General features: G+C 45.3%; 16 protein-coding genes. 9 read left to right on the top strand and 7 right to left on the bottom strand.

The window, feature by feature from the left end; all coding sequences use genetic code 11:
* Window positions 1-83 precede the first annotated feature (83 nt).
* Both ORJ00_RS07025 and ORJ00_RS07020 read left to right on the top strand, forming a co-directional pair.
* Window positions 84-1,436 (top strand): Do family serine endopeptidase, encoded by a 1,353-nt coding sequence (locus tag ORJ00_RS07025; protein ID WP_306139388.1) that lies wholly within the window; start codon window positions 84-86, stop codon window positions 1,434-1,436.
* Window positions 1,437-1,613: 177 nt separating this feature from the next.
* Window positions 1,614-2,612 carry a trypsin-like peptidase domain-containing protein gene (locus ORJ00_RS07020; protein WP_306139387.1) on the top strand — a complete coding sequence of 333 codons (999 nt, stop codon included), beginning with the start codon at window positions 1,614-1,616 and terminating at the stop codon, window positions 2,610-2,612.
* An 11-nt stretch (window positions 2,613-2,623) separates the two neighbouring features.
* Here ORJ00_RS07020 and murA read toward each other — a convergent pair whose 3' ends face one another.
* From murA to mlaF, 7 genes are read right to left on the bottom strand one after another with little or no spacing between them, the layout of a single operon-like run.
* Window positions 2,624-3,883 (bottom strand): UDP-N-acetylglucosamine 1-carboxyvinyltransferase, encoded by a 1,260-nt coding sequence (murA, locus tag ORJ00_RS07015; protein ID WP_305976098.1) that lies wholly within the window; start codon window positions 3,881-3,883, stop codon window positions 2,624-2,626.
* Window positions 3,884-3,889: 6 nt separating this feature from the next.
* Complete coding sequence (locus ORJ00_RS07010; protein WP_027669942.1) at window positions 3,890-4,147, bottom strand: BolA family protein; 258 nt, start codon at window positions 4,145-4,147, stop codon at window positions 3,890-3,892.
* 9 nt (window positions 4,148-4,156) lie between these two features.
* The gene (locus ORJ00_RS07005; RefSeq protein WP_305976096.1) at window positions 4,157-4,450 is read right to left on the bottom strand and encodes an STAS domain-containing protein; all 294 of its coding nucleotides are present in this window, start codon (window positions 4,448-4,450) and stop codon (window positions 4,157-4,159) included.
* Window positions 4,447-5,100, bottom strand: a complete 654-nt coding sequence (locus ORJ00_RS07000; protein WP_051219719.1) for an MlaC/ttg2D family ABC transporter substrate-binding protein — start codon at window positions 5,098-5,100, stop codon at window positions 4,447-4,449. Before ORJ00_RS07000 ends, ORJ00_RS07005 begins: the two co-directional genes overlap by 4 nt.
* 2 nt (window positions 5,101-5,102) lie before the next feature.
* Window positions 5,103-5,567 (bottom strand): outer membrane lipid asymmetry maintenance protein MlaD, encoded by a 465-nt coding sequence (gene mlaD / locus ORJ00_RS06995; protein ID WP_027669945.1) that lies wholly within the window; start codon window positions 5,565-5,567, stop codon window positions 5,103-5,105.
* A 1-nt stretch (window position 5,568) separates the two neighbouring features.
* A complete protein-coding gene (gene mlaE / locus ORJ00_RS06990) occupies window positions 5,569-6,351 on the bottom strand; it encodes a lipid asymmetry maintenance ABC transporter permease subunit MlaE (protein ID WP_305976094.1) in 783 nt (260 codons plus the stop codon).
* A complete protein-coding gene (gene mlaF / locus ORJ00_RS06985; RefSeq protein ID WP_027669947.1) occupies window positions 6,348-7,151 on the bottom strand; it encodes a phospholipid ABC transporter ATP-binding protein MlaF in 804 nt (267 codons plus the stop codon). The genes mlaE and mlaF overlap by 4 nt, the downstream gene beginning before the upstream one ends.
* 253 nt (window positions 7,152-7,404) lie before the next feature.
* Here mlaF and ORJ00_RS06980 point away from each other — a divergent pair, with 253 nt between their 5' ends.
* From ORJ00_RS06980 to ORJ00_RS06950, 7 genes are read left to right on the top strand one after another with little or no spacing between them, the layout of a single operon-like run.
* On the top strand, window positions 7,405-8,379 hold the full coding sequence (locus tag ORJ00_RS06980) for a calcium/sodium antiporter (protein WP_205623165.1): 975 nt from the start codon (window positions 7,405-7,407) through the stop codon (window positions 8,377-8,379).
* Window positions 8,380-8,397: 18 nt separating this feature from the next.
* Window positions 8,398-9,366 carry a KpsF/GutQ family sugar-phosphate isomerase gene (locus tag ORJ00_RS06975; protein WP_306139386.1) on the top strand — a complete coding sequence of 323 codons (969 nt, stop codon included), beginning with the start codon at window positions 8,398-8,400 and terminating at the stop codon, window positions 9,364-9,366.
* On the top strand, window positions 9,367-9,921 hold the full coding sequence (gene kdsC / locus ORJ00_RS06970; RefSeq protein ID WP_306139385.1) for a 3-deoxy-manno-octulosonate-8-phosphatase KdsC: 555 nt from the start codon (window positions 9,367-9,369) through the stop codon (window positions 9,919-9,921).
* The gene (gene lptC, locus ORJ00_RS06965; RefSeq protein ID WP_027669951.1) at window positions 9,918-10,472 is read left to right on the top strand and encodes an LPS export ABC transporter periplasmic protein LptC; all 555 of its coding nucleotides are present in this window, start codon (window positions 9,918-9,920) and stop codon (window positions 10,470-10,472) included. The genes kdsC and lptC overlap by 4 nt, the downstream gene beginning before the upstream one ends.
* On the top strand, window positions 10,462-10,947 hold the full coding sequence (lptA, locus tag ORJ00_RS06960) for a lipopolysaccharide transport periplasmic protein LptA (protein ID WP_305976086.1): 486 nt from the start codon (window positions 10,462-10,464) through the stop codon (window positions 10,945-10,947). Before lptC ends, lptA begins: the two co-directional genes overlap by 11 nt.
* Entirely contained in the window at window positions 10,944-11,666 is a 723-nt protein-coding gene (gene lptB / locus ORJ00_RS06955; RefSeq protein WP_027669953.1) for an LPS export ABC transporter ATP-binding protein, read from the top strand. The genes lptA and lptB overlap by 4 nt, the downstream gene beginning before the upstream one ends.
* A 49-nt stretch (window positions 11,667-11,715) precedes the next feature.
* Window positions 11,716-13,218 (top strand): RNA polymerase factor sigma-54, encoded by a 1,503-nt coding sequence (locus ORJ00_RS06950; protein WP_306139384.1) that lies wholly within the window; start codon window positions 11,716-11,718, stop codon window positions 13,216-13,218.
* Window positions 13,219-13,228 lie beyond the last annotated feature (10 nt).

The raw sequence follows: 13,228 nt of genomic DNA, 5'->3' as shown, positions 1-13,228 counted from the left end.
TTACACAATCTAAAATTATTGGCTGAACTTTTTCTATTTTTCAGCGCTCTTAGTCGCAACTTGTAAGAGGAGACTATGACGCTATGAATAAAAAATTGTCATTGCTTGGTGCTGCTGTAGCCGCCAGTTTGTTGTTGACAAACCCCGCTCCGGCAGAAGCAAAAATCCCATTTTTTTCTGGTGAACAGGAAATACCTACTTTAGCTCCCATGTTGGAGCAAACTACACCGGCAATTGTCCATATATCGGTTGCCGGCAATCGTGAAGTTCGACAACGCTTACCTGAAGCTTTTCGCCATTTCTTTGGTCAACGTGGATCAAATGAATACAAGGAGGAGCGCCCGTTTAAGGGGCTTGGCTCAGGCGTAATTATTGATGCAGAAAAAGGCTATATCGTTACCAACAACCATGTAATTCAAGATGCTGATGAAATTGAAGTCAGGCTGAAAGATGGCAGAACATTTAGCGCGAAAAAACTAGGAGCCGATCCAGAAACTGATATCGCATTACTGCAAATTGAGGCGAAGAAATTAGTCCAAATTACTTTGGCTGACTCTGACAAAACCCGCGTAGGCGATTTCGCTGTTGCCATTGGCAACCCGTTTGGATTGGAACAAACCGTTACATCCGGCATTATTAGTGCTCTAGGACGCGGTGGCTTAGGTATTGAAGGCTTTGAAGACTTTATACAGACGGATGCAGCCATTAATAGCGGCAACTCTGGTGGCGCTTTGGTCAACCTAAGAGGTGAGCTTATTGGTATCAATACCGCGATTCTGGGGCCTAACGGCGGTAATATTGGTATTGGTTTTGCGATACCGGCTAACATGATGAAAAACCTGGTAGACCAAATTATTGAGCATGGCGAGATTCGACGCGGTAGTTTGGGTATTCGTGGACAGGATGTTACGTCGGATTTAACAGAAGCAATGAATCTCAAAGTGAGCAGAGGTGCTTTTGTTAATGAAGTCATGCCTGACAGTGCTGCTGCCGAGGGGGGCTTGGAATCCGGTGATGTCATCATTAGCATGAATGGCAATAAAATCAATTCTTTCTTAGAGTTACGTGCCAAAGTAGGCACCCTGGGCGCGGGCCGGGAAGCAAAGTTTGGCATTCTGCGCGAAGGTAAAGAGCGAACAATTACCGTTAAACTTAAGGAAGTGTCTACCAGTCAGGTAGCTGCCAGCCAGATGCATCCTATGCTTGATGGTGCAGAGCTTTCTAACGCAGAAGGCGGCGGAGTAAAAATTGACAGCATTGCTAACAATACCGCAGCTGAGCAAATAGGCTTACAAGCAAACGATGTGATAGTAGGCGTTAATCGACAGCGGATAGCCAATTTGGCAGAGCTTCGCAAAATGCTAGACAATCGCAGCGGAGTCGCTGCTTTAAATATCCGACGAGGCAACACTAATTTGTATGTGTTAATTCGCTGATAGCTAAGGCTTAAGCAGTAGCCAACGGCTACTGCTTAAACGATATTAATGCTATGCTAGCGTTACCTAAACATTGTTGAAACCTCATAACCCGTGACCAAATTCTTGTTCTTTCTGCTTAAAAGCATTGTCTATGGGCTTGCATTAGCCTTTATTCTGATGCTTTTTTTTCCATCGATGAATCAACTATCCTCACTCCTTTTTGGCCGGGCTGATTCTGCAGAAGAACAGCACGCTGTAACCTATGCCAAAGCTGTACGTCGAGCTGCCCCTGCGGTAGTAAATGTTTACACACGTAGTACTTTGGTCGATCCGCGCTCATTACGGCCACGCACCATTGAGCGACAGGAGCTGGGCTCAGGGGTCATTATGAGCGCACAAGGATACATTCTTACAAATTATCACGTCGTTAACGGCGCTGACTATATAGAAGTGGCGTTGCAGGATGGTCGTACACTTGAAGCCGTTTTAATTGGTCAGGATGAATTAACCGATTTAGCCGTACTGTATGTGCAGGCAGAGAATTTGCCGGTAATACCGCAGCAACCCGAACTAGAGTCGCAAGTAGGTGATGTAGTACTTGCTATTGGCAATCCGTTGAATCTGGGCCAGACCATTACCCAGGGTATTATTAGTGCAAACGGTAATACCGGTTTAAGTTCGCGCGGTTATATCGATTTTATGCGTATGGATGCCGCCATCAACCGCGGCAATTCTGGCGGCGCCCTGGTTAATAGCAATGGTACATTAGTAGGCATTAACGCAGCAGCGTTTCAGTTAGAGAATCAGGATATACAAGGTATATTTTTTGCCATTCCTTACCAGTTAGCGCTAAATGTGATGAACAAACTGATTAAACATGGCCGGGTGACCCGCAGCCATCTTGGCGTTTCTGGTGATGCTGTAGTAAATGCTGCAGGCGATAGACTAATTTCCTCAGGACAACAACTCTATGGTCTTAGCATAACTGGAATTAATACCCATGGCCCTGCAGCTGAAGCAGGGTTACAAGTAGGGGATATTCTGCTAGAAATTGATGGTCAACACTTCAATAGCGTACCACAAGCATTAAACATGATTGCCGAAACCGCACCAAATACCAATCTTGCGTTAACGATAAATCGCAATGGCCAACAACTGACTGTGAATGCAATAACGCGAGAATTAAGGCGATAAAAAAACGCGGCTTATGCCGCGTTTACTCGTTCAATATTAGCGCCTAAACGCTTTAGTTTATCTTCTATTTGCTCATAACCACGGTCAATATGGTATATGCGATCCACTATCGTAGTACCCTCAGCAACAAGACCTGCAATCACAAGACTTGCTGAAGCGCGTAAATCTGTTGCCATAACTTGAGCAGCCATAAGCTTGTCAGTGTGCTGACACACCGCAGTATTACCTTCCAAATTGATTTTCGCGCCCATCCGCTGCAGCTCTGGAACATGCATAAAACGATTTTCAAAAATCGTTTCCGTTACCATACCTACACCTTCAGCTACCACATTTAGCACGGTAAACTGTGCCTGCATATCTGTCGGAAACCCTGGATGCGGGACCGTTTTCACCTTCACCGACTTTAGCACGCGCCCAGTCATATTTGCGCGGATCCAATCAGGACCTGTTGTAATATCTACACCTGCCTCACGCAGTTTTTCCAGCACCACTTCGAGTTCAGCTGGATCAGCGTTCCGGCATGTTACATCGCCACCGCTGACAGCCGCAGCTACCAAAAAGGTACCGGTTTCTATTCTGTCGGGTAGAACTTTATGATTACCGCCATGCAAAGACGTTACGCCTTCAATAACAATACTGTCAGTTCCTGCACCAGTAATTTTTGCACCCATGGTATTGAGGTATATTGCCAAATCGACCACTTCCGGCTCGCGCGCAGCATTATCGATGGTTGTCACTCCATCAGCTAACACGGCTGCCATCATCAGGTTTTCAGTGCCAGTAACACTGACCATCTCCATGATAATGTGCGCACCTTTAAGGCGGCTGGCTTTGGCTTTAATATAGCCATTTTCAACCACAATATCGGCTCCCATCTTGCGCAAGCCATCAATGTGCAAATTGACAGGACGCGCGCCGATGGCACAACCACCGGGTAAAGATACTTCAGCTTGGCCAAAACGGCTCAATAACGGCCCAAGTGCTAAAATAGACGCCCGCATTGTTTTCACAAGATCATAGGGCGCAAACTGATTTGACACCGGTCCAGCATCTACCTGAACTACGTTATCAGTAAAGTTAACGTTTGCACCAAACAACTGCAGAAGCTTCACTGTTGTTTCAATATCTTTAAGCTTAGGCACGTTGCTAATCGTGGTGGGTTTTTCTGATAACAAACTGGCAAATAGAATGGGTAAAGCAGCGTTTTTAGCACCAGAGATAATGACATCTCCGTGTAACGCCTGACCACCTGTAACTAAAAATTGCTGCATAAATTACTACATCGGAGGATTGAGGAGTTTTTCTCTACGCCATTGTTCAGGCGTAAAGGTCTTAATGCTGACGGCGTGGATAGAGCCATCTGCAATTGCCGACATAAGCGGCGCATATACCATTTGTTGTTGCTTGACACGGCTGACATCAGCAAAGCAGGTGCCCACTGCCGTAACGGCATAGTGTGACCCTTCTGCGCTGACCCTGACTTCAGTCAGTTGCAATTGCTCAGACAGCAATTGCTCTATTTGCTTGATATCCAATATAAAACCTTAATCACTAATAGGTAAGAGTGGACGCACGGCTGTAACATCTGCTAGTGATAGCAACTGCTTCGGCACATTAGACAACACTATTGATGTACCCTTTTCTTTCGCTTTAGACAGCTGATGTAATAGCCAGGCTAATCCTGCAGTGTCTATATTTTCCAACGCAGCAAAGTCGAACGTTACCGCAGTTGACGCGTTATTTAACAACGTAAAGGGTGAATACTGCATTAACGTATCACGATTTAATACACCGGTAAAATGCAAAACATCACCTTGTTGTTGAATCTTCAGTGTCACTTTGCTTCTGCCTTGGTGATGGGTGCCTTGGCTTTTTCCTGTAATAACAACGTGACGCTGTTTAGTCCTTGCTGGCGAATAAGGTTACCCAGCTCGGCTCTTTTACTGTCTAATAAAGATATTCCTTCAGCAACCATATCGAATACCTGCCAACTTTCAGAGTCTTTTGCACGGCGCAGTTTAAAGTCAATATTGATATCAGGTTTACCTGGGTCAATAACCCGGGTTTTAACAACAATGATTTTTTGTTCTTCAATGCCACCTAACGCAGGCTCAATAATCACTTTCTGGTCGCGGTACTGGGTAAAAACGCCAGCATAGGTCGCCACCATATAATTTTGAAACGCATCAACAAACGCCAGGATGTCCTCACGCGGCGTCTTTCTCAAATCGGCGCTAGTACCAATAACCCTTAAAGCAGCGTATCGACTATCGATGTAAGGCACCAATTCTTCATTAACGATAACCCGCAAGACTTCTGGGTCGGCTGCGATATCTTGCTGTTGCCTGGCAATGCGGCTAAAGGTGTTATCTGCCAGCACCTCCATCATCTTGTATGGGTCGCTGTATGTTGGTGTATCAGCTCCAGCCTGGGGCATATAACTTAACGCAGCAAACACTGTCGCCAACAAATACTTATAAAATTTCATGATTAATTCCCGCGATTAAATAAGAACTGACCAATCAGCTCTTCTAATACCAGAGCAGACTTCGTGTCTTCGATGTAGTCACCGTCTCCCAAAATTTCAACTGTCTCATCGACAAAACCTGGTTGTAAACCCAAATATTGTTCCCCCAACAAGCCTGACGTCAGAATGGCCAGTGAACTCGTTTCCGGGAAATTACTGTAATCACTGTTAATGGCAATTGTGACAACCGGAGTATAGTAAGTGGTATCAAGTTCAATAGATGCAACCCGGCCAATAACCACGCCGCCAACTTTTACTGGAGAACGCACTTTCAAGCCACCAATATTTTCAAACTTGGCGCGAAGATTATAAGTATCACTACTCGCCCCCATTCCACTGTTTGCTACTTTCAGCGCTAAAATGAGGAATGCGCCTAGCGCCAAAACGATAAAGCCACCAACTAAAATTTCGATTTTCCGTGTGGTCATGTTATCCACCAAACATTATTGCAGTTAAAATAAAGTCAAAACCCAGTACAGCAAGTGATGCTGTCACTACAGTTTGCGTTGTGGCTGCACTGATCCCTTCAGAAGTGGGCACAGCGTCATAACCTTTGTGTAAAGCAATCCAGATCACAATTAGCGCAAATACGGCGCTTTTAATGATACCGTTCAAAACATCTTCATATAAATCAACATTTGCCTGCATTGCAGACCAATAACCACCACCGTCAACGCCAAGCCAATCAACACCCACAAGATGTCCACCTAAAATACCCACCGCGGTAAAAATTATGGCCAACAACGGTAGACTGATCACGCCAGCCCAAAAGCGCGGTGCAATTATGCGCCTGAGCGGGTCAACCGCCATCATCTCCATGCTGGATAACTGCTCTGTTGCTTTCATCAGGCCAATTTCCGCCGTCAAGGCACTACCCGCTCTACCGGCAAACAATAAAGCTGCAACCACAGGCCCAAGCTCGCGCAACAAACTTAGTGCCACCAGAGGGCCAAGCATTTGTTCCGCACCAAACTTCACTAACACGGTATAACCCTGCAGTGCTAATACCATACCGATAAACAAGCCTGAGACGAGTATAATGAGTAGCGACAACACCCCAATAACATAGAGTTGTTTAATTAATAGAGGAAAACCCTTACGAAAACTAGGTTTACCCAACAGCGCCCCAAATAGCATCACGCCTGCACGACCAAAACCGGTAATACTGCCAATCGTCGCTGCACCAAGTTGTTGTAGTTTATCTGCAATCACTTAGCTAACTCCATCAACTCTTCCTCGTATGGCGCCGCTTTAAAATGAAATGGAACCGCACCATCGGCCTCACCTTGCAAAAACTGTTGCACTAACGGCGACGAGCTTTGCCGCAGTTGCTCTGGTGTACCGTGACCGATCACCGTTTGCTCAGCAACTACGTAGACATAGTCAGCAATGCTCATCACTTCCGTTACATCATGTGATACCACTACAGATGTCAGGCCTAATGCATTATTTAACGAGCGAATCAGGCGCACGATCACTCCCATAGAAATAGGGTCCTGCCCCGCAAACGGCTCGTCATACATGATTAACTCAGGGTCAAGTGCTATCGCTCTGGCCAGTGCAGCTCTTCGGGCCATGCCACCAGACAATTCTGCGGGCATCAAATCACGTGCACCGCGCAAACCTACGGCTTCAAGTTTCATTAACACAATTAGTCTAATAAGTGATTCAGGCAGCCTGCTGTGCTCTCGTATAGGAAAAGCAACATTGTCGAACACAGACATTTCGGTAAAAAGTGCCCCGCTTTGAAACAACATACTCATTCGCTTGCGCGCCTGATAGAGCGCACTACGGCTTAACTCCGGTATATTTTCGCCATCAAACAGAATCTTTCCGCTGTCTGGTTTTAGCTGCCCACCTATCAGCCTTAATAGCGTCGTTTTACCAATGCCACTGGGGCCCATGATGGCAGTTACTTTACCGCGGGCAAACTGCATATTCATATCACGATAAATAGTCCGTTCGCCGCGGCTGAATGTCAGTTGCTGTATATCTATTAATATCTCTGACAAGTTAACTCTCTTTGCCTATCTCAAGGCTTTTTTAAAACTGCTACGCAATATACATACATCTATGTATGTTTTCAATGTTACGCCAGCCCACATGCACTAATTGTAAACGGCTTACGCCATAAAGTCGTTACAAAAAATCGTAACAATATGTGCGAAAAATGAAACCTTTGACAAAATCGACAGCTTTTTTTGCATTTAGCCGCAATAAGCTGGAAAATAATTGCTGTTGTTTGTTTTTTTCAGGGAATAAATTTTGTCACCCTTGCTGTTAGCCATTATTTTCGTCCTTGTTGGACTGGTTTTACTCATCTGGAGCGCAGACCGTTTTGTGTTCGGTGCATCTTCTGTTGCACGCACAGCGGGGATATCGCCAATGATTATTGGTTTGACTATCGTCGCCATGGGGTCCTCTGCACCAGAAATGTTAGTGTCAGCCAGCGCAGCGTGGCAAGGCCGGCTCGATACATCAGTAGGCAATGCCCTTGGCTCAAACATCACTAACATTTTACTGGTTATTGGCGCAGCAGCTCTGCTAAAGCCCATCGCAGTATCGTCATTGACCCTTAAAAGAGAGTACCCGTTATTGGTGCTGTGCTCGTTAATTGGTTGTTACTTTATCAGTGATAACAGCTTAACCCGAGCTGAAGGCATATTACTGCTTGGCGCCTTCGTTAGTTTTTTATGTCTGTTAGTTTATTGGGGGAAACACGCCCGCGCAGATGACCCATTAATCGCAGAGATTAATGAAGACATCCCCGAGCCAGTATCGTTAATCCGTGCACTATTATGGGTGGGTATTGGCTTGGTGTTATTATTGGCAAGTTCGCAACTACTGGTCCATGGTGCGGTAACCATCGCCCGCTATGCCGGCATGAGCGATCTGATTATCGGTTTAACTATAATTGCTATTGGCACCAGCTTACCGGAGCTTGCAGCAAGTATTATCGGCATTCTAAAAGGTGAAGATGATTTAGCACTGGGTAATATTATTGGTTCAAACATCTTTAATATTTTAGCCGTATTAGGGCTTGGCGCAGTAATTGGGCCGGATCAACTGGATCCAATGGCGGCAAGCCGGGACAGCCTGGTAATGATCGCTGCAACCGTCATTATGCTAATAATGTCAGTTCGCTTGGGTAAAACACAACGTATTAATCGCACAGAAGGTGCACTATTGTTATGTAGCTTTGTTGGTTATCAATACCTGCTCTTTACCGCTTTGGCTTAATAATGTCTGGACTCTAATATGATGATTGACTTTCGTATCCGCGCTGCAGAAGTGCTGAAAATTGAAGCTGAAGCTGTAGCACAACTACACCAATACCTTGATGTTGATTTCAATCAAGCTTGCCAGCTAATTTTCGACAGCAAAGGTAAAACCATAGTAACAGGCATGGGAAAGTCCGGGCATATAGGTAACAAAATTGCTGCAACGTTAGCTTCTACAGGTACGCCCGCGTTTTTTGTTCACCCTGGTGAAGCCAGTCACGGTGATCTTGGCATGTTATCTGGCGACGATGTTGTTATTGCGATCTCAAACTCGGGTGAAACGGCAGAAGTACTCACAATTATCCCGGTGATAAAGCGTTTAGGCATTAAACTCATTGCCATGACAAGCAATGCCAAATCAACACTGGCTAAACTTGCTGATGCTCACCTGTGTGTAAAAGTAGAACAAGAAGCCTGCCCACTGGGACTCGCACCGACAGCAAGTACCACAGCAACATTGGCAATGGGCGATGCGTTAGCCGTTGCACTGCTAGACGCCAGAGGTTTTTCAGCGGATGATTTTGCCTTATCGCATCCCGGAGGTAGTCTGGGACGCAAACTCTTGCTGCGCTTGGAAGACATTATGCACACTGGTGAACAGGTGCCGGTTGTACCGCAAGCTGCCACCATTAAAGATGCCTTACTGGAAATATCAAAAAAAGGTTTAGGTATGACTGCTGTTGTAAATGCTAACGGCATCTTAGTTGGTATTTTCACTGACGGCGATTTACGCCGTATTCTTGATCAACGTTTTGATATTCATAGCAACACCATTGACGAAGTCATGACTAGCCACTGCATAACTGCAAAGCCAGAAATGCTGGCAGCAGAGGCCTTGCAAATCATGCAGCAAAAGAAAATTAACGGCATGATAATCGTAAATGCCGCAGCCCATCCGATTGGCGCGATGAACATGCATGATTTACTACGAGCAGGGGTGCTGTAGATGTCATTGTTTAATGAGTTATATCATCCGGTATCTGACGATATATGCGCTAAAGCCAGCGCTATCAGGTTGTTAATTTGTGATGTCGACGGCGTGTTCTCTGACGGTCGTATTTATTTGGGCAATAACGGCGAAGAATTAAAAGCTTTCCATACTAGAGATGGCTTTGGTATTAAAGCATTACGCCAAGCGGGTATAGAAGTTGCCATTATCACTGGGCGTAATTCAGCTATAGTACAACAGCGTATGACGTCATTAACCGTGCCCTACATTTATCAGGGACAGGAGAACAAGTTGGGCGCGTTTGCTGAATTACAGCAAAAGCTGCAACTTAAACCCGAACACATTGCCTATATTGGCGACGACTTAGCAGATTGGACAGTTATGCAACATTGCGGTTTAGCAGTAGCAGTAAACGACGCCCATCCTTACTTAATAAAACATGCCCATTTTGTCACTAGTATCGCAGGCGGGTATGGTGCCGTGCGTGAGCTGGCAGATTTGCTACTGATAAGCCAAAATAAATTTGGTTTATTTGACGGTAGTAGTTCATGAGAAAACTACTTATTTTTGTCGTCCTACTGTTAACAGGCACTGCAGCATACCTGTGGTTTCAACCAACTGACGATTCAGACTCTTTGCAAACCGATCAGGAGCTATTACCTGATTACGTTGCACAAAACATTACGCGCCGGCTGTTTGATGTCGAAGGCTACCTCGTTGACACCGTAAGCGCTGAACGCCTTGAGCATTTTGAGCTACTTGGATTTACTCAGTTTGAAAAGCCTGTATATACGCTGTATAACAACCAACACCAACCTAGCTGGCAAGCCAGCAGTCAGTATGCAGTATGGTTCCCACAAGACAAGGTTATTCTGGAGCAACAAGTGAGTATCGATAGCCTGGAGCCTAACGAACTGATAGAGCGAATCGAGACGGAAAGACTTGAAATGTTGTTTCCTGATAACAAATTGAAGAATAATCAACCCGTGTTGATTCAAGGGAAAGGCTTTTATATTAAAGGTAGCGGTATTGACGCCGATTTAAGCCAAAAAACTTTTCAATTATTACAGCACGAGCACACGGTATATCAAAATGAAGACTAACCTTATTGTCGTTTTATTTCTTACCAGCATGTCGGTGTTTGCCGCTGAGCCGGACTATGCACAGAAAATCCAAATTGATGCAGATAATCTGGTTTCAATTGCAGAAAACGTAGCAACCTATCGTAGCAACGTATTGATCACTCAGGGATCAATGCAAATGAAAGCAGATCAACTAGAAATAAATGCCAGTGCAGGTAAAGGCAAAGAAGTTTATGTTGCAACTGGCACCCCGGTGCGTTATTCACAGCTTCTTGCCGATGGAAAACCGGTTACTGCATCAGCGGCGGAAATGCGCTATGAACCCTCGAGTCGCACGCTAACATTGACCGGCGATGCAGAACTAACGCAAAGTGGTAGCGTGGTAAAAGCATCGGTCATCAGATATAACGTCGAAAAGCAACAGCTTAGCGCTGAGAGTAACGAGACCAAGCGTGTAACAACAATTTTCACGCCTGAGGAAAAAACTAATCCATGAAGTTAATCGCATCACATTTGGCGAAAAGCTATAAAGGGCGCCAGGTTGTTAAAGATGTCAGCCTGGAAGTTAACGCGGGGCAAATTGTCGGTTTACTGGGGCCCAATGGCGCGGGTAAAACCACTACGTTTTACATGATTGTCGGCCTGGTACCTTCAGATAAAGGCAGTATAAGTCTGAATGATAAAGACATTACATTCGACCCGATTCATACCCGCGCCCGACAAGGTATTGGTTACTTACCGCAAGAAAGTTCGATTTTTCGCAAACTAACTGTGCACGACAATTTACTTGCGATCTTACAAACCCGTAAAGACCTCAGCCGCACCCAACGTGAAGAAATCGCGGATGACCTGTTAGAAGAGTTTCATATCGGTCATATTAAGCACAGCCTGGGCATGAGCTTGTCCGGTGGTGAACGTCGCCGTGTTGAAATAGCCAGAGCACTGGCTGCCAATCCAGCATTTATTTTGTTAGATGAGCCTTTTGCCGGCGTTGACCCTATTTCAGTTTTAGATATAAAAAAAATTATCCAGCACCTTGGCCAACGGGGTATCGGCGTATTAATAACAGACCATAATGTACGCGAAACCCTTGATGTGTGCGAAATTGCCTATATTGTTAGTCATGGCGAGCTCATTGCAGCTGGCCCACCACAAGACGTACTGGCAAATCAAAAGGTTCGCGATGTATACCTCGGTGAGCAATTCAGGCTATAGTTAGCCAAAATAACTCACAGCGTGTCATTCAGGAGAACGGTAGAAGTAGATGAAGCCCTCTTTGCAACTTCGCTTAGGACAGCAGCTAACCATGACGCCACAATTACAGCAGGCAATACGCCTACTGCAATTGTCGACGATTGAGTTGCAACAAGAAATTCAGGAAGCACTGGATGCTAATCCATTGCTTGAAGCAGAAGACGAATACGATAGCTTTTCTGCCGACCCCAAAGACACCAAAGACAACGCAGAACATAACACTGCAGACAATGACAGCTCTGGTGACGATAACCATTCTGACGACAGCTACGAGCCCAACGAACCAGACAGCAGCGATTCCATGACTGAGCAGAATATCCAGGAGGATTTACCTCTGGATAATAACTGGGACGATTTAGTAAGTGCAGCTCCAGTGAGCGCTGGAAGCGGCTCTGGCGAAGATGATATGGTGTATCAGGGAGAAACCAGTGAAACGTTGCAAGATTATTTGCGCTGGCAAATGCAACTAACACCATTTTCAGATACCGACCTTGCCATCGCACAAATTATTATTGAAGCTATTGATGACAATGGCTTGCTAACCATCAGTTGTGACGACATTCTTGAATCACTTGGGCTTGACGATATAGAAGCCGATGAAGTTGAAGCCGTCATAAAACGCATTCAACTTTTTGACCCTGTAGGTGTAGGCGCTCGTTCGGTACAGGAATGTTTGCTGGTTCAGCTGCGTCAATTTGCCCTAGATACCCCGTTTTTGGAGGAAGCACGGAGTATGATTCGGGATCATACAGAATTTTTAGCCAATCGTGACTTTCGTTCTCTCATGCGTGTGACTAAACTCAAAGAAGATGAGTTAAAGGAAGTGATGCGGCTAATACATAGCCTGAACCCACGACCTGGCGCTGACGTCATCCGTGAAGAACAACAATACGTTGTTCCTGATGTCAGTGTCATTAAAGTAAAAGGGCGTTGGCAGGTTGAACTAAACCCTGACGCTATGCCCAAAGTTCGAATAAATCAGCAATATGCTGCAATGTCGCGAACCGCTAAGAACAGTGCAGACACCCAATTTATCCGTTCTCATCTGCAAGAAGCGAAGTGGTTTCTAAAAAGTCTGGAAAGTCGGAATGAAACACTGTTAAAAGTGGCTAATTGCATCGTGCAACAGCAACAAGCGTTTTTTGAGCACGGCGAAGAAGCGATGAAACCGATGGTGCTTAACGACGTTGCAGAGATGGTTGGAATGCACGAATCCACCATATCTCGAGTAACGACGCAAAAGTATATGCACACACCAAGAGGTATTTTTGAACTTAAATTCTTCTTTTCCAGTCATGTTAGTACTGAGAGCGGTGGCGAATGTTCCTCCACTGCAATTCGCGCATTTATTAAAAAATTAGTGGCGGCAGAGAATCCGGCCAAACCGTTAAGTGATAGTAAAATGGCCGAGATTCTGTTGGAGCAAGGTATTAACGTAGCACGGCGTACCATAGCCAAGTATCGTGAGTCCTTGTATATCCCACCGTCAAATCAACGCAAGACCTTGCTGTAAATAAGCCTAA

The sequence above is a fragment of the Rheinheimera baltica genome (genome assembly GCF_030731985.1).
Classification (GTDB): domain Bacteria; phylum Pseudomonadota; class Gammaproteobacteria; order Enterobacterales; family Alteromonadaceae; genus Alishewanella; species Alishewanella baltica.
The sequence above is the reverse complement of the archived record's forward strand: the minus strand, read 5'-3'. Positions and strand labels throughout refer to the sequence as shown.

Excerpts from the sequence above, each read along its gene's own strand:
- ORJ00_RS06950 (WP_306139384.1), top strand. The coding sequence starts at position 11,716 with ATGAAGCCCTCTTTGCAACTTCGCTTAGGACAGCAGCTAACCATGACG.
- ORJ00_RS06975 (WP_306139386.1), top strand. The coding sequence starts at position 8,398 with ATGATGATTGACTTTCGTATCCGCGCTGCAGAAGTGCTGAAAATTGAA.
- lptA (WP_305976086.1), top strand. The coding sequence starts at position 10,462 with ATGAAGACTAACCTTATTGTCGTTTTATTTCTTACCAGCATGTCGGTG.
- mlaD (WP_027669945.1), bottom strand. The coding sequence starts at position 5,567 with ATGACCACACGGAAAATCGAAATTTTAGTTGGTGGCTTTATCGTTTTG.
- ORJ00_RS07025 (WP_306139388.1), top strand. The coding sequence starts at position 84 with ATGAATAAAAAATTGTCATTGCTTGGTGCTGCTGTAGCCGCCAGTTTG.
- ORJ00_RS07000 (WP_051219719.1), bottom strand. The coding sequence starts at position 5,100 with ATGAAATTTTATAAGTATTTGTTGGCGACAGTGTTTGCTGCGTTAAGT.
- ORJ00_RS07020 (WP_306139387.1), top strand. The coding sequence starts at position 1,614 with ATGAATCAACTATCCTCACTCCTTTTTGGCCGGGCTGATTCTGCAGAA.
- lptB (WP_027669953.1), top strand. The coding sequence starts at position 10,944 with ATGAAGTTAATCGCATCACATTTGGCGAAAAGCTATAAAGGGCGCCAG.
- kdsC (WP_306139385.1), top strand. The coding sequence starts at position 9,367 with ATGTCATTGTTTAATGAGTTATATCATCCGGTATCTGACGATATATGC.
- murA (WP_305976098.1), bottom strand. The coding sequence starts at position 3,883 with ATGCAGCAATTTTTAGTTACAGGTGGTCAGGCGTTACACGGAGATGTC.
- lptC (WP_027669951.1), top strand. The coding sequence starts at position 9,918 with ATGAGAAAACTACTTATTTTTGTCGTCCTACTGTTAACAGGCACTGCA.